Origin of the sequence: Acidovorax radicis N35 (assembly GCF_000204195.1) — a bacterium.
GTDB classification, from domain to species: domain Bacteria; phylum Pseudomonadota; class Gammaproteobacteria; order Burkholderiales; family Burkholderiaceae_C; genus Acidovorax; species Acidovorax radicis.
Genome location: NZ_AFBG01000024.1, coordinates 71,803 through 92,055 on the forward strand (window position 1 = coordinate 71,803; position 20,253 = coordinate 92,055).

Here is a 20,253-nt window from a genome sequence, read left to right on the forward strand (position 1 = left end):
TTTTCCATCCAACTAGGAGACATCCATGAGCAGCATCAACTACAGCGAGAAGATCCCCAACAACGTCAACCTGGGCGAAGACCGCACGCTGCAGCGCGCGCTCGAGGGCTGGCAGCCCAACTTCATCAACTGGTGGGACGACGTGGGCCCCGAGGGCTCGACCGACCACGAGGTCTACCTGCGCACCGCCGTGAGCGTGGACCCGCAGGGCTGGGCACAGTTCGGCCACGTGAAGATGCGCGACTACCGCTGGGGCATCTTCCTGAACCCGGGTGACGCCAACCGCGAGATCCATTTTGGCGACCACAAGGGCGAGAAGGCCTGGCAGGACGTGCCCGGCGAGCACCGCGCCAACCTGCGCCGCATCATCGTGACGCAGGGCGACACCGAGCCCGCGTCGGTGGAGCAGCAGCGCCACCTGGGCCTCACCGCGCCCAGCATGTACGACCTGCGCAACCTGTTCCAGATCAATGTGGAAGAAGGCCGCCACCTGTGGGCCATGGTGTATTTGCTGCACAAGCACTTCGGCCGCGACGGACGCGAGGAGGCCGAGGCGCTGCTGCAGCGCACCTCGGGCGACGTGGACAACCCGCGCATCCTGGGCGCCTTCAACGAGAAGACACCCGACTGGCTGGCGTTCTTCATGTTCACCTACTTCACCGACCGCGACGGCAAGTTCCAGCTCTCGGCCCTGGCCGAAAGCGCCTTCGACCCGCTGGCCCGCACCACCAAGTTCATGCTGACCGAGGAAGCCCACCACATGTTCGTGGGCGAGTCGGGCGTCTCGCGCGTGCTGGCGCGCACCGCGCAGGTGATGAACGAGCTGAAAACCGACGACCCGGCCAAGGTGCGCGCCGCCGGTGCCATCGACCTGGGCACGGTGCAGCGCTACCTGAACTTCCACTACAGCGTCACCATCGACCTGTTCGGCGCCGACCAGTCGAGCAATGCGGCCATCTTCTACAGCTCGGGCCTCAAGGGCCGCTACGAAGAAGGCAAGCGCACGGACGACCACATCCTCAAAGGGCAGACGTACAAGGTGCTGGAGGTCAAGGACGGCCAGCTGCTGGAAAAGGACGTGCCCATGCTCAACGCCCTGAACGAGGTGCTGCGCGACGACTTCATCAAGGACTCGATGGCCGGCGTGGGCCGCTGGAACAAGGTGCTGGAAAAAGCCGGCATCCCCACGCGCCTGTCGGTGCCGCACAAGGCCTTCAACCGCCAGATCGGTGCGCTGGCCGGCATCAAGATGTCGCCCGACGGCCGCGTGGTGAGCGACGTGGAATGGGCCGCACGCAAGGCCGAGTGGCTGCCCACCCCGGAGGACTTTGCCTTTGTCGCGTCGCTGATGGGCCGCGTGGTGGAGCCCGGCAAGTTTGCGGGCTGGATCGCGCCGCCCGTCATGGGCATCAACCGCCAGCCGGTCGACTTCGAATACGTCCGCTTCGGCTGATCCGCCCACTCACCAACACGCCACCGCAACCCCGCTGCCCCAAGGCGGGGCCCCATGGGCCGGGGACCCCACGTATTTGCCGATAGCGCACCCCGCCCGCCTCCCGGTACAAACCACGTCACTACCGCGAGGCCTTCAGGAGAACACCATGGACATGGCCGTCGACGCCGCCGTCATCAAGCAGCACCTGATCGACCCCGAGATCTGCATCCGCTGCAACACCTGCGAGGCGACCTGCCCGGTGGGCGCCATCACGCACGACGACAACAACTACGTCGTGCGGGCGGATGTGTGCAACGGCTGCATGGCCTGCATCTCGCCCTGCCCCACGGGCTCCATCGACAACTGGCGCACCATGCCGCTGGCACGTGCCTACAGCATCGAAGAACAGCTCACCTGGGAAGAGCTGCCGCCCGAACTCACGCCCGATGAACTGGCCGCCGATGGCCTGGCGCCCTCCACCGGGGATGCAGCGCAACCGTCCGCACCTGCGGCGGCCGTGGAGCCTGGCACGCAGGTGTTTCGTTCTGCCCAGTACGGCGCCACGGTACCGCCCTGGTCAGCCGCACACCCCTACACCAACCTGTTCCCCCCCAGGAGCCCCACCACCGCCACCGTGGTGGGCAACTTCAACTGCACCGAGGCGGGCTTTGAGAGCGAGACCCACCACGTGGTGCTCGACTTCGGAAGCATGCCGTTCCCGGTGCTGGAGGGGCAGTCCATCGGCATCATCCCGCCCGGCACCGACGCGCTCGGCAAGGCGCACCATGCGCGCCAATACTCCGTGGCCAGCCCGCGCAATGGTGAGCGGCCCGGCTACAACAACCTGGCGCTGACCGTGAAGCGCGTAACCACCGACCACGACGGCAACCCCGTGCGCGGCATCGCGTCCAACTACATCTGCGACCTGAAGGTGGGGGACCAGGTGCAGGTGGTGGGGCCGTTCGGCAGCTCGTTCCTCATGCCCAACCACCCGCGCTCGCACATCGTGATGATCTGCACCGGTACCGGCAGCGCGCCCATGCGCGCGATGACCGAGTGGCGCCGGCGCCTGCGCAACAGCGGCAAGTTCGAGGGCGGCAAGCTGATGCTGTTCTTCGGCGCGCGCACCCAGCAGGAGCTGCCGTACTTTGGCCCGCTGCAAAACCTGCCCAAGGATTTCATCGACATCAATCTGGCGTTCTCGCGCACGGCCGGGCAACCCAAACGTTATGTGCAGGACCTGATGCGCGAACGCGCTGCCGACCTGGCCGCGCTGCTGCGCGACGACAGCAGCCACTTCTATGTGTGTGGCCTCAAGAGCATGGAAGAAGGCGTGGTGATCGCCCTGCGCGACATCGCCAGCGAAGCAGGCCTGGATTGGGACACAGTGGGCGCTGCCCTCCAGCGCGAAGGACGGTTGCACCTGGAGACCTACTGACCCGCAACGCTGCCGGCCCGTGGGCTGACGGCAATGGAAGCAGGCTTGGGGTCGTGTGCCTCCAGCTTGGTGGGAGTGCGCACAAAATTTTGAGGGGAATGAGGCCCTAGCGCTTGATGGATAAGCGCAATAAGCTATCATTTTTATAGCATCAAAGTTTCCCCCGTGCCCGCTGCGGTTGGGAAAAGTCGGGGAAGAATGCCTCTTCCCCATCCCCCAAACGACGCACTTTCCTCCACGCACCACGCCCTCCCTGCCAAGACAGGGCACTGCACTGCGCCAGCGGCGTCCAGAAAGATCTCACGCTCCGCACACTTTTGCGCGCCTTGAAAGATGCTGAAACATGGCGTGCGTCTGCTTACGGCAGGTGGAAATAAGCCGACCCCCCTATAGGACAGGGACTACAGAAATTGTGCTGGTGCATTTTGAGAATGAATTCACACACGGCCCCCGTGTGCATATTTTTCCTCTTTCTTTCACCGGGAGATATCCATGTCCAGCAACAACCCCCAAGGCCAGAACCAGCACACCGACAACAGCGACTCCCAGCGCAAGAACCAGGGCAGCCGCCAGGCCGAGCAGAGCACCGACCCATCCAGCAACCGCCAGCAGGGGCAGACCGACCGTTCGGGTTCCAGCGGCAACCAGGGAAACCGTGAGCAGCACGGAGATTCTTCCCGCCGTACTCCCCAGAACCAACGCTGATCCGCTGGCCGCTGCCATGCCGCGAGACTGACACAGGCTACAGGAGGAGCGCACGCCGAGCTGCAAGCCGGTGGTTTCGCATCCTCCTTGTGACCTCGGGCCGCCCTGCCTCCAACCCGAGAGCAGCGCGGCCTCTTTTTTTGACCGTCCAGCAGCCGGCATTCAGTGCACCGCACCACCGCTTGTCTTTTCTTGCATTCAGCCAGCCCCCTCTCTCATGAAAACCTCCAAGACGCCCTCCACTGACACGGCGGCCCGTGCAACGGTCCAGAAACAGAGGCGAATCCAGGCCGAGCAGGACCGCCACGACGCAGGCAAGCCGCCAAAGAGCAAGCCACAACCCGCGAAAGGCAAAGGAAGTCCACGGGCACCGGGGCCAGGTCACGCGGAACCGGCACCTCCGCTGCCCAACCAGCACCTCACCAAACCAGGCCTTGAGGCCGACATGGAACTCCAGCCCAAGTTCGAGGCAGTCCACTACCGGGGCAGCGAAAAACTCAAAGGGTTCTCTACCCTGATCACCGGCGGCGACTCAGGCATTGGCCGCGCGGTTGCCGTACTTTTTGCCCGCGAGGGCGCGAACGTTGCCATTGCGTACCTGGCGGAACACGAAGACGCCGAGCAGACACGCCAGCTGGTGGAGGCCGAAGGTGGTCGGTGCATTCTGATCCCCGGCGACGTCAAAGACGCCGCGTACTGCGCCGATGCCGTGCGGCAGGTGGTCAAAGCGTTTGGTAAGCTCAATGTGCTGGTCAACAACGCGGCGTTCCAGGAGCATGCGGCATCCCTTGAAGAACTGACGGCAGAGCGTTTTGACGAAACGTTCCAGACCAATATCTACGGTTACTTCCACATGGCCAAGGCAGCCCTGCCACACCTGCACCGGGGTGACTCGATCATCAACACCGGCTCCGTCACCGGGTTGCGCGGCAGCAAGGAACTGATCGACTACTCGGCCACCAAGGGGGCCATCCATGCGTTCACCAAGGCCCTGGCCCACAACCTGGCCGACCAAGGCATCCGCGTGAACGCTGTCGCCCCCGGGCCGGTATGGACTCCGCTCAACCCAGCGGACAAGGCGCCAGAGGACATCGCGAAATTTGGCGCAAAGACCCACCTGGGACGCCCGGCCCAGCCTGAGGAGATTTCACCCGCCTACGTGTTCCTTGCGGCACCATGCTGCTCCAGCTACATCACCGGCACCGTGCTGCCGATCACGGGCAACGCCGGCGACGGCGCGTGAAGAGAGCACAGCCGCGCATCACGCCAGATCCCGGGTGGCCAGCGGTTCAATCCCGGCCCATTCCTCATCCGTGAACAGGCGCGAGCGGGTATGGAAAGCCTTGCCGGTGCTGCCTTCCAGCGAAAACGTGCCGCCGTGCCCGTCGATCACATCCAGGATGAGCTGCGTGTGCTTCCAGTATTCGTACTGCGATTTACCGATGTAAAACGGCGCGCCGCCCACATGCCCCAGCAAAACATCCCCCGCCCCAATGGTCAGATCGGTAGGCAGATAGCAATTGGCCGCACTGTTGTCGCAGCAGCCGCCCGACTGGTGGAACATCACGCTGCCATGCTGCGCCTGCAGCTGCGCAATCAGCGCAAGCGCCGCGTCGGTGGCAATGACTCTTTCGACCATGGTGCTCTCCTGATGTGCCGACAAAAAACGCTGCTGTGCCGAAAGTAATTTCGCAGTAGCGTCACGGTGGTTCACAGAGCGTCGATGGCTAGGCGCGTCGTCGCAGACAGTGGCAGCGCCACGGCAAGACGGTGCAACCACGCCAGCGGCGTTCTGTGGGCCACAACCCACCAAATCAGAAGAAGCCGAGTTTGTTTTCTGAGTAGCTCACGAGCAGGTTCTTGGTCTGCTGGTAGTGGTCCAGCATCATCTTGTGCGTCTCGCGCCCGATGCCCGATTCCTTGTACCCACCAAACGCTGCGTGCGCCGGGTACGCGTGGTAGCAGTTGGTCCACACCCGCCCGGCCTTGATGGCGCGGCCCATGCGGTAGGCCACGTTGCCGTTGCGGCTCCACACCCCGGCGCCCAGGCCGTACAGCGTGTCGTTGGCGATCGCCAGGGCCTCGGCCTCGTCCTTGAACGTGGTCACGGCCAGCACGGGGCCGAAGATTTCCTCCTGGAAGATGCGCATCTTGTTGTGGCCCTTGAACAGCGTGGGCTGCACGTAGTAACCGCCTTCCAGGTCGCCGCCCAGGTGGGCCTGGCCGCCACCGGCCAGCACTTCGGCGCCTTCCTGCTTGCCCAGGTCGAGGTACGACAGGATCTTGGTGAGCTGCTCCTTGCTGGCCTGCGCGCCCATCATGCTGTCGGTGTCGAGCGGGTTCTGGTGCTTGATGGCGGCTACGCGCTTCAAGACACGTTCCATGAACTTGTCGTAGATGGATTCCTGGATCAGCGCACGCGACGGGCAAGTGCAGACCTCGCCCTGGTTGAACGCGAACAGCACCAGGCCTTCGACGGCCTTGTCCAGGAAGGCGTCGTCCTTGTCCATGATGTCGGCGAAGAACACATTGGGGCTCTTGCCACCCAACTCCAGCGTGGCGGGGATGAGGTTGTTGGCGGCGGCCTGCGCGATCACGCGGCCGGTGCTGGTGGAGCCGGTGAAGGCGATCTTGGCAATGCGCTTGCTGGTGGCCAGCGGCATACCCGCCTCGCGGCCGAAACCGTTGACGATGTTGAGCACGCCGGGCGGCAGCAGGTCAGCGATCAACTCAGCCAGGATCAGGATGGAGATGGGCGTGGACTCTGCAGGCTTGAGCACCACGCAGTTGCCCGCGCCAATCGCAGGGGCCAGCTTCCAGGCCGCCATCAGGATGGGGAAGTTCCACGGAATGATCTGGCCCACCACGCCCAGCGGCTCCTGGATGTGGTACGCCACGGTGTTCTCATCGATGTTGGAGAGGGCGCCTTCCTGCGCACGCACGCAGCCTGCAAAGTAGCGGAAGTGGTCCACGGTGAGCGGGATGTCGGCGTTCAGCGTCTCGCGGATCGCCTTGCCGTTGTCCACGGTTTCGGCATAGGCCAGCAGCTCCAGGTTCTGCTCAATGCGGTCGGCAATTTTCAGCAGGATGTTGCCGCGCGTGGCGGCGTCGGTCTTGCCCCAGGCATCGGCAGCGGCATGCGCGGCGTCCAGCGCCAGCTCGATGTCTTCGGCAGTGGAGCGGGCGGCCTGGGTGTAGACCTTGCCGTTCACCGGCGAGATCACGTCGAAGTACTGGCCCTTGACCGGGGCCACAAATTTGCCGCCGATGAAGTTGTTGTACTGGGCTTGGTAGGCGATCTTGGCGCCAGCGGCGCCGGGGGCTGCGTAAACGGTCATGTTGTCTGTCTCCGGTGGATTTGTGGACATCTGCTCGGCACACCGCGCCGCCAGATAGAGGACATGACTCAAAACCCGTGCCAACCCAGCCAATCTTCCAAGTGGTTGATTTTTATGGCTTTGTTTGCGTGTTCGCAAGAAAGCACCACCCATCGGCCGTTAAGGTGTCCGCTCCAGAACGCGACACCTGTCACGAAATGGAACAGTTGAAGCAGCCCCGCGGCCATCGCTATTGCCCTGGCCTCTGGCCACCGCCATACTGGCTTTCAAACAGGGCGCGTTCATGACGCCCGGGCAGGAGACAAACACCATGCGATCCACTTCCACATCTGTGGCACTGCGGCAAGCCCGCCAGCACCTGCTGGAATCGGGCCAATTCCCCAGTGGCCTCGTGGACGAGCGCCTGGCGCGGTCGTGGCAGCGCAGCCTGGACAGCGGCCTGCTACCCACCGGGCGGCTGGGCAACCCCGACAACCTGGAACACCAGGCCTTGCGGCAGTTGCGCGGCCACCACCAGGAGTTGCTGGCGCATTCGCGCCCCGTGATGGAGTACCTGTTTGAGCAGGTGCGCGACAGCCAAAGCGTGGTGGTGCTGGCGAGCCCCTGCGGAACGCTGGTGGACACCTGTGGCGACGCCTACTTTCTCGGCAAGGCCGAACGGGTGGCCCTGACCAGTGGCGCTTCGTGGCACGAAAAGCAGCGCGGCACCAACGCCATCGGCACGGCGCTGGCCGAAATGGCGCCCGTGGAAGTGCATGGCGCGGAGCATTTTCTGGAGCGCAACGGATTCCTGACCTGCGCCGCCGCACCCATCCTGTCTGCCACGGGGCAGATACTGGGCATTCTGGATATCTCCAGCGAACACAGCCGGGGCAACCCCCACACGCTGGGGCTGGTCAGCACCGCTGCGCACATGATCGAAAACCGGCTGCTGGTGTCGGGCAGCCAACGCCATGTCCGCCTGCACCTGCACACCCACCCCGAGGGCATTGGCACCGTGGCCGAAGGCATCGCGCTGGTCTCGGAAGACGGCTGGGTGGTGGGCGGCAACCGCAGTGCGCTGGCGCTGCTGCGCCTTTCGGTGGCGCAACTGGGCAGCATCTCGCTGGACCAGATCCTGAATGTGGGCCTTGAAGAGCTTCTGGCGCGCCACCACCGCCGCCCCGACGCCCCCCTTTCATTGCGAAGGCACGATGGCGCCTCGCTTTTTGGGCAGCTTGTGCCTGACAAGCGCACGGTGCGGACCCTGGCCCCGTCCATGCCCACCCGCCCCCCCGAGGATGCACTGGCCCAGCTGGACACCGGTGATGCCCGTTGGCGCGCAGCGGCCGCCAAAACACGGCGCATTCTTGGCAAGCCCATCGCACTGCTCATCCAGGGCGAATCCGGGGTGGGCAAGGAATGGTTTGCGCGCAGTGCACACCAAAGTGGCCCGCGCCGTGACGGCCCCTTCATCGCCATCAACTGCGCGGCAATGCCCGAGTCGCTGATCGAGTCCGAGCTGTTTGGCTACAGCCCCGGGGCGTTCACGGGTGGCCGGCGGGAGGGGCGTTTGGGCCTGCTGCGGGAAGCCCATGGCGGCACACTGTTTCTGGATGAGATTGGCGACATGCCACTGGCCCTCCAGACGCGGCTGCTGCGCGTGCTGCAGGAGCGGCAGGTGGTTCCATTGGGCAGCGGGCAGCCGGTTGCCGTGGATTTCGCCCTCATCTGCGCCTCCAACCGCAAGCTGCGCGAAGAGGCGGAACAGGGGCGGTTTCGCACCGACCTCTATTACCGGATCAACGGGCTGGCGGTCGAACTGCCCCCCTTGCGCGAGCGCACCGACTTTGAAGCGCTGAGCCTGCGCATGCTCCAGGACATTGAACCCGCCCGCCACCTTCGCCTGGCCCCTTCGTTAATGGCCGCGTTGGAAAAACACCGTTGGCCGGGCAATCTGCGGCAGTGCACCAGCGTACTGCGCACAGCCTGCGCCATGCTGGACGCGCACGAGGAGGTGGTGGAATGGCACCACTTGCCGGATGACTTTCTGGAAGAGCTGCAGAAGGCTGACCGTTTCGCCACCCCGGCAGCCATGGCGCGTCCGCCGCAAAACCTGGATGAACTGTCCCAATCGGCCATCCAGCAGGCGCTGGAGAGCTGCCGGGGCAATGTGAGCCATGCCGCACGCACCCTGGGCATCAGCCGCCAGACGCTGTACCGCAAGCTGGCCCTGCGCAAGGATCGCCTTGCCCACCCTGATTCGCGGCACCCCCACTAGGGCCGGCCGCCGGGGCGCTGACTTTCAGGCCAGCATCAACCGCTGACCGGCATGCTGACCAGACTCCAGCTGCGGAGCCGAACTGGAGAGCTTGAACGTAGCGACGGTGTCCACCAGCCTCTTGGACTGGATGCTCAAACTGGAGGCCGCTGCGGCCATCTCCTCCACCAGCGCTGCGTTTTGCTGGGTGGCCTGGTCCATCTGGTTCACCGCCACATTGACCTGGTTCACCCCTTCGCTTTGCTCGGTTCCGGCAGCACTGATTTGCGCCACCGTCTCCGTCACCCGCTCAATGGACGAAACCACCTCCTTCATGGTCTGGCCGGCGGTGCCGACCAGCATGGTGCCAGCCTCGACGCGCTCGACACTCGTGGCGATGAGCGTTTTGATCTCCTTGGCCGCTGCCGCAGAGCGTGCAGCCAGGCTGCGAACTTCCGAGGCAACCACGGCAAAACCCCGCCCCTGCTCCCCCGCTCTGGCGGCCTCCACGGCCGCATTCAGCGCCAGGATGTTGGTCTGGAAAGCAATGCCGTCAATGACACCGATGATTTCGGAGATCTTCTTGGAACTCTCGTTGATGCCACTCATGGTGTCCACCACTTTCGACACCACGTCGCCCCCCTGCTTGGCGACCGTGGAAGCGTTTTGCGCCAGCACATTGGCTTGACGGGCATTCTGCGCATTGGTTTGCACCGTGGAGTTGAGCTCCTCCATGGCGGCAGCCGTCTCCTCCAGCGCACTGGCCTGGTTCTCCGTCCGGGTGGACAGGTCGCTGTTGCCGATGGATATCTGCGCACTGGCCGCCGCCACCGTTTCAGACCCATTGCGCACCTGGCTGACGATCCGGGTCAACGAGTCCTGCATCACGGCCAATGCGGCCAGAAGCGGACTGAATTCGTCCCTGGATGCATCCACCACCGGCGTGGTCAGGTCGCCATCCCTGACACGGTCGGCCACGGCCTGCGACGCGGCCACCCGGCGCTGAAGGGTGGCGCCGATGTGCCACGAAAACAGCAGCAGCCCAATCCCCACCGCCACGACGGCACTGACCAGCGCACGCAAGGTCAGCCTGACGTCCCGCTCAATCTCGGCAAGGCTGGCCCCGAGCAGCTTGGACTGGTGCTCTTTTTCCTTGGCAAGAACCGCCAGGACGGCATTGCGGGTGGGTATCGTGGACGCAACGAGGAAGTCAAATGCGGGCTCCTTCTTTCCTTCCTTGATCAATTGCAGGTTCTGTTCTGCAACCCGCCAGAAGGCTTCCAGCCCTTTGGACAATTCCGCGCTCAGGGCCTTTTCCGCAGCGGTGTCCGACGTCTGAAGGAAGCCCGCAAGGTCTTTGTCAATCAGGCGCTTTTTCTCGCCGATATCCGCCAGCGTGGCGGCCAAGTCTTCGGGTGTGCGCACCAGCATCGCATGGCGAACCTGCAGGGAAGCCCGTGTGACGTTCAGCTCCATGGAGCTTGCCTGAAGCTGGCGCGGCACCTCTTCCCGGGCCACCAGTTCGGTCTGGTGCGTGACCTCCCCCAGATAGGCCCAGGCCAGCATGGCGATCCCGGCAAGCCCTGCAATCAGCAGGAAGGAAATGGCATGAAGACGTCTGGCAATGCTCATGGTGTCACCTCAGCAAGGATGGAATCTGCGTTCCGGGCGGCTCGGTACCGTGCTCACTGGCCTGCGTACCGATTGCGACAATTTGCAACCAACCGGGGCATCTTGGCGGATTGAACGCGCTTCTCGAATGCAGGTCAATGGGGGCGCCCCTGCATGGCTGGACACACATTTTCTTGCGCCTTAAAGCCACGGGGCTATGCTTTCCCCATGAGCCGCCGCAAGACCTTGTTGATCGTCTACCACTCGATGACCGATGGCACGCGCCAGATGGCAGAGGCCGCGCTTGCCGGTGCGTCTTCGGATACCGGTGTGGATGTGCGGCTGCTGCATGCCGCGCAAGCAGGCGCCACAGATGTGCTGGCTGCGGAGGGATTCATTTTTGCCACGCCAGAGAACCTCGCGGCCATCAGCGGGCAGCTCAAGGATTTTTTTGACCGCAGCTACTATGCGGTGCTCGACCACGTCAATGGTCGCCCTTATGCATGCCTGATCTGCGCCGGCAGCGACGGGCACAACGCGGCCAGGCAGATTGAACGCATTGCCACCGGCTGGCGCCTGCGGCCCGTCGCAGAGCCCCTCATTGTCTGTACCCATGCCCAGACGCCAGAAGCCATCCTGGCCACCAAAAGTATCCGCAGCGAAGAGCTGCAACGCTGCCGGGCCCTGGGCGAAGCGATGGCACAGGGAATGGAGCTGGGGGTTTTCTAGCCGGGCTGCCGCACCTGGCTACTGGCCGCGTGGGTTTTAAAACACTCCGCACACCATCTGAGACACGGTACCGGCCCCAGGGTAGCGCAGCAGCTGGCGCGAGATATTGCAGCAGACCAGATCACGCAAGGCATCGACTGACTCATCCGTCAACTCGCCGCGCATGGCTACCAAGTCCGGCTTCTTCGCTGCACATGCCTTCGGAAGCATCGCATTGCGCGCTTACTTCACGTGATGATCGATGCCCCCAAAGCACACCTCCGCCGGTGCATCAAAACTCTCGGAGGCAATCGCCGCAGCCCATGGCAATCCACTGCCACGGGCTGGGCTCATGGCATGGCTACAGCAGCGCCCGCACCTGCTGCGTAGTGGGCAGCGGCGCCACCGCGCCAAAGCCCTGCACGGCGAGCGATGCGGCAGCATTGGCATAGCGCACGGCAGCGGCCAGGTCGTCGCCCAGCGCCAGGCGCGCGAGCAGGTTGCCGTCAAAGCAGTCGCCCGCGCCGGTCGCATCCACCAGCGCCACACTGCGGCCCGCCACACGCTGGCGCGGCACGGCGGGGTCAGCGCTGCTCAGCAGCACCCCATCGGCCCCCAGCTTGACGACCACCGTGGCGGCGCCCTGCGCGTGGCCCCAGTCGGCAATCGCATGGGCATCGTGCAGGCCCAGCAGCGCAGCCATGTCATCGAGCCCCGGCAGGAAGATGTCGCACAGCGACACCGCATGCGCAATGCAGGCCCGCGCCCGCGCCAGCGGCCAGAGCTTGAGGCGCAGGTTGGGGTCAAACGCCACGCGCGCACCGGCCGCACGGGCCACGCGCATGGCCTCATAGGCCGTGTCGCACGCCGAGGCCGACACCGCCAGCGAGATGCCCGACACATGCAGGATGCGGCACTGCTGCAGCACTGTGGCGGGCCCATTCGCCGATGCATCCAACAACCACGCGGGTGCCATGCGGCTGGCGGCCGAGCCCGCGCGCAGGTAGCTGAACTCGTGCCCCGCCGCGCCGTGCGTCACAAAGTAGATGCCCGTGGGGTGCTGCGCATCGCGCTCCACCGCCGTGGTGTCCACGCCTTCGCGCGCCCACAGGTCCAGCAGCGCCTGGCCAAAGGCATCGCTGCCCAGGCGTGTGAGGTACGCGGTGCGTGCGCCCGCACGAGCGGCGGCAATCACCGCGTTGCTGGTGTCGCCCCCAAAGCCCTGCAGGTACTGCGGCTCGCCGGGGCGGGTCTGGTTGAACTCCACCAGCGCCTCGCCCAGCGCCACCACGTCCCACACGGGTTGCTTGGCTGCGGTCATGGCTCAGCCACGCGGCTTGTAGGCCGTCACGTCGATCTCGACCTTGGCGTCGATCATCAGGCGCGATTCGACCGTGGAGCGTGCGGGGCGGTGGTCGCCAAAACACTCCATGTACACGCGGTTGAAGCTGCCAAAGTCCCGCGCATCGGCCAGCCAGACGCTGACCTTGGCCACGTCGGCCAGGGTGCAGTCGGCCAGGGCCAGGGCGTCCTTGACGCGCTGGAACACCTGGCGCGTCTGCGCCTCGATGCCACCGACCACCACCTGGCCCTGGTCGTCGGTGGGCACCTGGCCCGAGACAAAAACGAAGTCGCCTGCGCGGGTGGCGGGCGAGAGGGGGCGTGCGAGGCGATCGGACGCGAGCGGCGCTTGGCCGAGGGTTTCTACTGGCATGAAAAACGCTCCTTTGAGTAAATATATTACACACTTCCTTCCAGAAATGCCCGTATCGTTCGCAATTCTGGCACCGAATGTGCTTATTTGTGTAATCCTATTACTTCGAGGTGTGCAATGCAAACGTCTGGAACCAACCTGGTGCAGCATCCGCTGCCAACGCCTGAACTGCGGGGTCGCCGCAACCTGCTGGGTGCTGCGGCGCTGACCGCCGCCCTCACCCTGGCCTGCAGCGCCAGCTGGGCCCAAACGGCACCCGCCACCCCATCCAAGGGCGGCGCCGCCAACCTCGCCATGGTGGGGGAGCCCCAGGGCCTGGACCCCATGGTGAGCACCGCCGACCTGGTGGGCACCATCATGCAGCACGTGTACGAGCCGCTGTACACCTTCGACGCCAACTGGGCCATCGCCCCCATGCTGGCCGAGGGCCTGCCCACCGTCTCCAAAGACGGGCTGACCTACACCATCCCCCTGCGCAAGGGCGTGAAGTTCCACAACGGCCGCGAGATGACGGCCGACGACGTGGTGGCCTCGCTGCAGCGCTGGATGGAGCTGAACCCCCGTGGCAAGGCCGTGGGCAAGGAAGTGGCCTCGCTCACCGCCAAAGGCGCACTGGCTGTGGAATTGAAGCTGAAAAATCCTTACGCACCGCTGCTGGCCCAGCTGGCCCTGCCCAGCGGCATGGCCGCCATCATGGCCAAGGAGAGCATTGCGCCGCAGCTCAAGGACTTCGTCGGCACCGGCCCCTACCAGTTCAAGGAACGCCGCCCCGACCAGTTCACCGTGCTGGTGCGTTTTGACGGCTATGCCAGCCGCAAGGAAGCCGCCAGCGGATACGCAGGCAAGCGCGAGGCGCTGCTCGATGAGCTGCGCTTTGTGCCCGTGCCCAGCGCCAACACGCGCGTTGAAGGCGCACTCTCGGGCCAGTTCCAATACGCTGACCTGCTGCCCGTGGAGGCCATTGGCCGCATCGAAAAAGGCGCCCCGGCGGTGGTGCCCATCGTGACCAAGAACTTTGGCTTTCCGTACATCGTGTTCAACACCAAGGAAGGCGTGCTGGCCTCGCAGCCACTGCGCCGCGCGGTGCAAACCGCCGTGGGCACGGGCGAGCTGCTGGCCGCAGGCTTTGGCGACAACCGCTTCTTTGTGGTGGAACCCAACTTCTTCCCCAAGGGCACGCCGTACTACTCGGACGCGGGCAGCAAGCTCTACAACGAGCGCAACCCGCAAGCCGCCAAAGAGCAGGCGGCCAAGGCCAGCTACGGCGGCCAGCCCGTGCGCATCATGGCCAGCCGCCAGTACGAGTTCCACTACAACATGGCGCTGGTGATGTCCGAGCAGCTCAAGAAGGCGGGCTTCAAGACCGAGCTGCAGGTGGTGGACTGGGCCACGCTGGTGCAGCGCCGCAACGACCCCAAGCTGTGGGACGTGTACTTCACGCACTCGGGCCTGTTCCCCGAGCCCATGCTCTCGCCCCCGCAGCTGGGTGACGGTGCGCCCGGCTGGTGGGAGTCTGACGCCAAGAAATCCACCCTGGCCGCGTTCAACCAGGAGACCGACCCGGCCAAGCGCGGCCCGCTGTGGGGCAAGGTGCAGCAGGTGGTGTACGACGAAGTGCCGTTCATCGAGGTGGGCAAGTTCAACGGCTTGTCGGCCCGCTCGGCCAAGCTGCAAGGCTACACACCGGCCATCTGGCCGTTCTTCTGGAACACGGGTTTGAAGAACTGACTCCCCCCCGATGCGCCTGCGGCGCCTCCCCCTCCAGGGGGCGCCACCCGTGGCCCGGCAAAGCCGGTTCCACGGTGGCACTGGCCTGGGGCCGGGGCAGCGCTATGCACGTTGTGGCCTAGGGATTTTTCAAAGAGACAAACATGCGATTTCTGTTGAAGCGCCTGGGCGGCGCCGTGGTGGTGCTGGCCCTGGTGGCGGTGCTGGTGTTCTGCCTCACGCGGCTGGCCTCTGGGGACCCCGTGGCGCTGCTGCTGGGCGACCAGGCCACCGCCGCCGACATTGCCCAGGCCCGCGCGCAGTACGGGCTGGACAAAACCCTGCCCGTGCAGTTTGGGCTGTGGGTGGGCGAGCTGCTGCAGGGCAATCTGGGGCAGTCGCTGTTCCTGCAGCGCCCCGTGGCCCAGGCCCTGCTGGAGCGGGCCGAGCCCACGCTGTTCCTCGCGCTGTTTGCCGTGGGCATTGCGGCGCTGGTGGGCGTGCCCTGCGGCATGGCCGCCGCCGTCTGGCGCGGCAGCGCCACCGACCAGGCCGTGAGCGGCGTGGCCATGCTGGGCGCCAGCGTGCCCAGCTTCTGGCTGGGCCTCATCCTCATCCAGCTGTTTGCGGTCAAGCTGGGGTGGTTTCCGGCCTCGGGCTACGGCGACCCCACGGCTACGCTGGGCGAGCGATTGCAGCACCTGATGTTGCCCGCGCTGGTGCTGGGCCTGCTCAACTCGGCGCTCATCATCCGCTTCACGCGCGCCTCCATGCTCGACATCCTGGGCGAGGACTACGTGCGCACCGCCCGCGCCAAGGGTCTGCCGGAAGGCACCATCATGGTCAAGCATGTGCTGCGCAACGCGCTGGTGCCCATCGTCACTGTGCTGGGGCTGACCATGGCGCTGATGATTGGCGGCACCGTGGTGACCGAGACCGTCTTCAACCTGCCCGGTGTAGGCAACCTGGTGGTGCGGGCCGTGCTGCGGCGCGACTACCCCGTGATCCAGGGCACGCTGCTGGTGATTGCCGCCATCTACGTCTTCATCAACCTGGCCATCGACTTTCTGTACACGCTGGTGGACCCCCGTATCCGCCTGGAAGCCCCATGAACCCGAGCCCTTCCTTCTGGCACCGCCTGCGGGCCGTGCTGCGCCGACTGTTCGCCCGCAAGGTGGTGCTGGCCTCAGCCATCGTGATTGCGCTGGTGGCCAGCATCGCTGTCGTCTTCCCCTGGGTGTCCGATGCGGACCCCAATGCCCTGTCCATCAGCGAGCGGCTGCACGCGCCTTCGGGCACGCACTGGGCGGGCACCGACGAGCTGGGCCGCGATGTGCTGCTGCGCATCGTGCACGGCGCGCGCTACTCGCTGCTGATTGGCCTGGTCACCGCCGCTGGCGCCGTGCTGCTGGGCACGCTGCTAGGCATGTTTGCGGGTTTTTTCCGCAAGCTGGATGCACCGCTGATGCGCGTGGTGGACGCGATGATGTCCTTCCCCGACATCCTGCTGGGCATTGCGCTGGTGTCCATCCTGGGCGTGTCGCTGTGGAACGTGATGCTGGCGCTGGTCATCGTCTACACCCCGCGCGTGGCGCGGGTGGTGCGCGCCACCACGCTGGTGCTGCGCGAGCTGCTGTTTGTGGACGCGGCCCGCGCCCTGGGCGTGCGCACGCACCTCATCCTGTGGCGCCACATCCTGCCCAACCTGATGTCGCCCATCCTGGTGCAGGTGACCTTCATCTTTGCCTACGCCATCCTGGCCGAAGCGGGTCTGTCCTTTCTGGGCGTGGGCGTGCCGCCTGATATCCCCACCTGGGGCACCATGATTGCGGGCAGCCTGGACTATGCCGACAAGGCCTTCTGGACCATTTTTGCCCCCGGCGTGGCCATTGTGCTCACGGCCCTGTCGCTGCAAATGCTGGGCGACGGCGTGCGCGACCTGCTCGATCCCAAACTGAAGAAGACCGTATGACCTCCCCCACGATGAGCGCCGCGCCCCGGCTCGAAGTCAGCGGCCTGTCCACCTCGTTCGCCACCGATGCGGGCCGCATCCAGAGCGTGGCCGATGTGTCCTTTGCCATCCACCCCGGCGAGACGCTGGCGCTGGTGGGCGAGTCGGGCTCGGGCAAGTCCGTCACCAGCCTCACCCTCATGGGCCTGCACGCCCGCACCTCGCAGGCGCAGGTCACGGGCCAGGCCTGGTTTGTGCAGCGCGACGGCCGCAAGGTCGATGTGCTGGCCCTGCCCGAGGCCGAGAAGCGCACGCTGCGCGGCAACGAGCTGGCCATGATCTTCCAGGAGCCCATGACCAGCCTGAACCCGGTGCTGACGGTGGGCGAGCAGATTGCCGAGTCGGCCCGCCTGCACCTGAAGATAGACCGCAGCACCGCACTGGCCCACGCCCGCCGCATGCTGGAGCTGGTCGAGATCCCGGCCGCAGCGCAGCGCGTGCACGAGTACCCGCACCAGCTCTCGGGCGGCATGCGCCAGCGCGTGATGATTGCGCTGGCCATGGCCTGCAACCCCACACTGCTGATCGCCGACGAGCCCACCACGGCGCTGGACGTGACCATCCAGGCGCAGATATTGGCGCTGATGGGGCGGCTGCAGAAAGAGACCGGCATGAGCATGCTGTTCGTCACGCACAACCTGGGCGTGGTGGCGCAGTACGCCGACGCCGTGGCGGTGATGTACGCCGGTCGCATCGTCGAATCAGCCCGCGTGCACGACCTGTTCGCACGGCCCGAGCACCCCTACACGCGCGGCCTGCTGGCCTGCCTGCCCGGTGTGGCGCGGCGGCAAGCGCAGGCAGCGCAGACAGCGCAGAAAAAAGGCCCTGCGGTGGCCGCCGGGCGGCGCAAGCTGGTGGCCATTCCGGGCCAGGTATCGAGCCCCCTCACGCCCCCACCCGGCTGTGCCTTTGCGCCGCGCTGCACACACCAGCAGGCCGACTGCACCCACGCCATGCCTGCGCTGGAAGCCACCGGCCCACGCCGCATGGTGCGCTGCCTGCACCGCGAGGAACACGCCGAACCCGCCGAGGTGAGCGCATGAACGCCGTCCTGAACACCCCACAGCCCATGGCACCGACCGACACCACCGCACCGCTGCTGGAGATTGCCCACCTGCGCAAACACTTCGGCAGCGGCCCGCACCCCGTGCGCGCGGTGGACGATGTGAGCTTCACCATCCGCCGGGGCGAGACCCTGGGCCTGGTGGGCGAATCAGGCTCGGGCAAAAGCACCATTGGCCGCCTGCTCACGCGCCTGGTAGACCCGACCAGCGGGCAGATGCGCTACCACGGCGGCGCCGCACCGCAAGACCTGGCCCAGCTCTCGCAGTCGCAATACAGGCCGCTGCGCTCGCAGATTCAGATCATTTTTCAGGACCCCTACGCCAGCCTGAACCCGCGCATGCGCATCCGCGACGTGCTGGCCGAGGCGCTGGATACGCACGGCCTGGCCAAGGGCGCCGCACGACTGCCGCGCATCCACCAGCTGCTGGAGCAGGTGGGTCTCAGGCCCGAGCATGCCGAGCGTTTTCCGCACGAGTTTTCGGGCGGGCAGCGCCAGCGCATCGGCATTGCCCGCGCGCTGGCGGTGGAGCCCCAGTTCATCGTGGCCGACGAGCCGCTGTCGGCGCTGGATGTGTCCATCCAGGCGCAGGTGGTGAACCTGCTGGGCGAACTGAAGGAGCAGCTGGGCCTCACGCTGCTGTTCATCTCGCACGACCTGGATGTGGTGGAGTACCTGTGCGACCGCGTGGTGGTCCTGTACCTGGGCCGGGTAATGGAGATTGCGCCCACCGAGGCGCTGTACGCCCAGCCCCAGCACCCCTACACCCAGGCGCTGCTGGCGGCTGCGCCCATCCCCGACCCCGCCCAGCGCCGCAGCATTGCGCTGCTGCAAGGCGACTTGCCCAGTCCAGCCAACCCGCCCTCGGGCTGCGTGTTCCGCACCCGCTGCCCCCAGGCCGAGGCGCGCTGCGCCAGCGCCGACATGCAGCTGCGCGAGGTGGCCCCCGGCCACCTGCACGCCTGCTGGAAAACCGCACCGACACACCCCGCACCATGACCGAAGAATTCCTGCTTGACCAGCGCTGCAAGGGCTACCCGCTGCACGCCGCGCCCAGCCGCCCCGCCGACCTGGGCCAGCGCGGCTGGAATGTGCTGGCGGGCGATCTGCCCTTGCCCATCGCCGTCATCCGCGAAAGCGCCCTGGCCCACAACCTGGCCTGGATGCAGGCCTATGCCGAGCGCAAGGGCGTGGCCCTGGCCCCGCACGGCAAGACCACGCTGTCGCCCGAGCTGTTTGCGCAGCAGTTGCAGGCGGGCGCCTGGGGGCTGACCTTTGCCACCGTGTACCAGCTCAGCGTGGGGGTGGAAGCCGGTGCGCGCCGCGCCATCATTGCCAACCAGGTGTTGTGCGACGCAGACCTGGACGGGCTGCACGCCCTGCTGCAGCGCCACGCCGATCTGCGCGTGTGGTTCCTCATCGACAGCCTGGCGCAGCTGCGCTGCATTGAAGACTGGGCCGAGCGGCGCGGCCACACCGCGCGCGGTGAAAAACGCCTGGACACCCTGCTGGAGATGGGTGTGCCCGGCCAGCGCACCGGCTGCCGCACGCTGGAAGAAGCCCTGGCGCTGGCCCAGGCCATGGCCCAATCGCCCGCCGTGCATCTGGGCGGCGTGGAATGCTACGAAGGCGGCGTGGCCCGCTGCGACAGCGAGCACGACGCACGCGAGGTCACCGCCCTGGTGCGCCGTGTGACCGAGGTGGCCCGCGCCTGCGATGCACAGGGCCTGTTTTCCGACCCAGAGATTTTGCTGACGGCGGGCGGCTCGGCGGTGTTCGACCTGGTCATCCCGCTGCTGCGCACACAGGGCCTGTCCAAGCCCGTGCTGGGCGTGCTGCGCTCGGGCTGCTACATCACGCACGACCATGGCAACTACCAGCGCTTTCTGAAGCATGTGGAGCAGCGCGAGGGGCTAGACGCCTCGCTGCGCCCTGCGCTCGAAGTGTGGACCATGGTGCAATCGGTGCCCGAGCCTGGGCTGGCCCTGCTCACCGGCGGGCGGCGCGATGTCTCGTACGATCTGGAGATGCCCGTGCCAGTGCGCTGGGCGCCGCGCCACGAGCGCCGCGCTGCCAGCACCCCCACCGGGTGGACGGTGAGCGCGCTCAACGACCACCACGCCTACCTGCGCTACGACCCCGCTGCAGGCCCTGCCCCTGCCGTGGGCGATCTGGTGGCCCTGGGCATCTCGCACCCCTGCACCACGTTTGACAAATGGCGCTGGCTGCCCGTCGTGGACGACGCAGGCACCATCACCCGCGCCATCAGCACCCGTTTTTGACC

General features: G+C 65.9%; 17 protein-coding genes. 12 read left to right on the forward strand and 5 right to left on the reverse strand.

Annotated elements, in window-relative coordinates; genetic code table 11:
• Positions 1 to 25 precede the first annotated feature (25 nt).
• The 4 genes from boxB (at position 26) to ARADN35_RS0123575 (ending at position 4,821) form a co-directional block, all read left to right on the forward strand.
• Positions 26 to 1,453: a benzoyl-CoA 2,3-epoxidase subunit BoxB gene (gene boxB, locus ARADN35_RS0123560; RefSeq protein WP_010466555.1), complete on the forward strand. Its 1,428-nt coding sequence runs from the start codon at positions 26 to 28 to the stop codon at positions 1,451 to 1,453.
• 148 nt (positions 1,454 to 1,601) lie between these two features.
• Positions 1,602 to 2,873, forward strand: a complete 1,272-nt coding sequence (gene boxA / locus ARADN35_RS0123565; RefSeq protein ID WP_010466557.1) for a benzoyl-CoA 2,3-epoxidase subunit BoxA — start codon at positions 1,602 to 1,604, stop codon at positions 2,871 to 2,873.
• Positions 2,874 to 3,365: 492 nt separating this feature from the next.
• On the forward strand, positions 3,366 to 3,578 hold the full coding sequence (locus ARADN35_RS0123570; protein ID WP_010466559.1) for a hypothetical protein: 213 nt from the start codon (positions 3,366 to 3,368) through the stop codon (positions 3,576 to 3,578).
• Positions 3,579 to 3,795: 217 nt separating this feature from the next.
• Entirely contained in the window at positions 3,796 to 4,821 is a 1,026-nt protein-coding gene (locus ARADN35_RS0123575) for an SDR family oxidoreductase (RefSeq protein WP_029414346.1), read from the forward strand.
• Positions 4,822 to 4,839: 18 nt separating this feature from the next.
• Here the strand turns inward: ARADN35_RS0123575 and ARADN35_RS0123580 are convergent, their stop codons facing one another.
• Together ARADN35_RS0123580 and exaC are read right to left on the reverse strand one after the other, a co-directional pair.
• Entirely contained in the window at positions 4,840 to 5,217 is a 378-nt protein-coding gene (locus ARADN35_RS0123580; RefSeq protein ID WP_010466563.1) for a DUF779 domain-containing protein, read from the reverse strand.
• 175 nt (positions 5,218 to 5,392) lie between these two features.
• Positions 5,393 to 6,916: an acetaldehyde dehydrogenase ExaC gene (gene exaC / locus ARADN35_RS0123585; protein ID WP_010466565.1), complete on the reverse strand. Its 1,524-nt coding sequence runs from the start codon at positions 6,914 to 6,916 to the stop codon at positions 5,393 to 5,395.
• Between the two features lie 310 nt (positions 6,917 to 7,226).
• Here exaC and ARADN35_RS0123590 point away from each other — a divergent pair, with 310 nt between their 5' ends.
• On the forward strand, positions 7,227 to 9,176 hold the full coding sequence (locus tag ARADN35_RS0123590; protein ID WP_029414347.1) for a sigma-54-dependent Fis family transcriptional regulator: 1,950 nt from the start codon (positions 7,227 to 7,229) through the stop codon (positions 9,174 to 9,176).
• Positions 9,177 to 9,200: 24 nt separating this feature from the next.
• Here the strand turns inward: ARADN35_RS0123590 and ARADN35_RS28735 are convergent, their stop codons facing one another.
• Entirely contained in the window at positions 9,201 to 10,787 is a 1,587-nt protein-coding gene (locus tag ARADN35_RS28735) for a methyl-accepting chemotaxis protein (RefSeq protein ID WP_010466569.1), read from the reverse strand.
• A gap of 207 nt (positions 10,788 to 10,994) precedes the next feature.
• Between ARADN35_RS28735 and ARADN35_RS0123600 the strand changes: the two genes are divergently transcribed.
• Complete coding sequence (locus tag ARADN35_RS0123600; protein WP_010466570.1) at positions 10,995 to 11,495, forward strand: flavodoxin family protein; 501 nt, start codon at positions 10,995 to 10,997, stop codon at positions 11,493 to 11,495.
• A gap of 340 nt (positions 11,496 to 11,835) precedes the next feature.
• Here the strand turns inward: ARADN35_RS0123600 and ARADN35_RS0123610 are convergent, their stop codons facing one another.
• Together ARADN35_RS0123610 and ARADN35_RS0123615 are read right to left on the reverse strand one after the other, a co-directional pair.
• On the reverse strand, positions 11,836 to 12,795 hold the full coding sequence (locus ARADN35_RS0123610) for a sugar kinase (RefSeq protein WP_010466574.1): 960 nt from the start codon (positions 12,793 to 12,795) through the stop codon (positions 11,836 to 11,838).
• A 3-nt stretch (positions 12,796 to 12,798) separates the two neighbouring features.
• Positions 12,799 to 13,188: a RidA family protein gene (locus ARADN35_RS0123615; RefSeq protein WP_010466576.1), complete on the reverse strand. Its 390-nt coding sequence runs from the start codon at positions 13,186 to 13,188 to the stop codon at positions 12,799 to 12,801.
• 117 nt (positions 13,189 to 13,305) lie between these two features.
• Between ARADN35_RS0123615 and ARADN35_RS0123620 the strand changes: the two genes are divergently transcribed.
• From ARADN35_RS0123620 to ARADN35_RS0123645, 6 genes are all read left to right on the forward strand, one after another.
• Positions 13,306 to 14,916, forward strand: a complete 1,611-nt coding sequence (locus ARADN35_RS0123620; RefSeq protein WP_010466579.1) for an ABC transporter substrate-binding protein — start codon at positions 13,306 to 13,308, stop codon at positions 14,914 to 14,916.
• A gap of 143 nt (positions 14,917 to 15,059) precedes the next feature.
• Positions 15,060 to 16,007, forward strand: coding sequence for an ABC transporter permease (locus ARADN35_RS0123625; protein ID WP_010466581.1), 948 nt, complete (start codon positions 15,060 to 15,062; stop codon positions 16,005 to 16,007).
• Positions 16,004 to 16,867: an ABC transporter permease gene (locus ARADN35_RS0123630; RefSeq protein WP_010466583.1), complete on the forward strand. Its 864-nt coding sequence runs from the start codon at positions 16,004 to 16,006 to the stop codon at positions 16,865 to 16,867. Before ARADN35_RS0123625 ends, ARADN35_RS0123630 begins: the two co-directional genes overlap by 4 nt.
• The gene (locus ARADN35_RS0123635; RefSeq protein WP_029414349.1) at positions 16,864 to 17,949 is read left to right on the forward strand and encodes an ABC transporter ATP-binding protein; all 1,086 of its coding nucleotides are present in this window, start codon (positions 16,864 to 16,866) and stop codon (positions 17,947 to 17,949) included. The genes ARADN35_RS0123630 and ARADN35_RS0123635 overlap by 4 nt, the downstream gene beginning before the upstream one ends.
• A complete protein-coding gene (locus ARADN35_RS0123640; protein ID WP_010466588.1) occupies positions 17,946 to 18,968 on the forward strand; it encodes an ABC transporter ATP-binding protein in 1,023 nt (340 codons plus the stop codon). The genes ARADN35_RS0123635 and ARADN35_RS0123640 overlap by 4 nt, the downstream gene beginning before the upstream one ends.
• A complete protein-coding gene (locus tag ARADN35_RS0123645; RefSeq protein WP_010466590.1) occupies positions 18,965 to 20,251 on the forward strand; it encodes an amino acid deaminase in 1,287 nt (428 codons plus the stop codon). The genes ARADN35_RS0123640 and ARADN35_RS0123645 overlap by 4 nt, the downstream gene beginning before the upstream one ends.
• Positions 20,252 to 20,253: the final 2 nt, after the last annotated feature.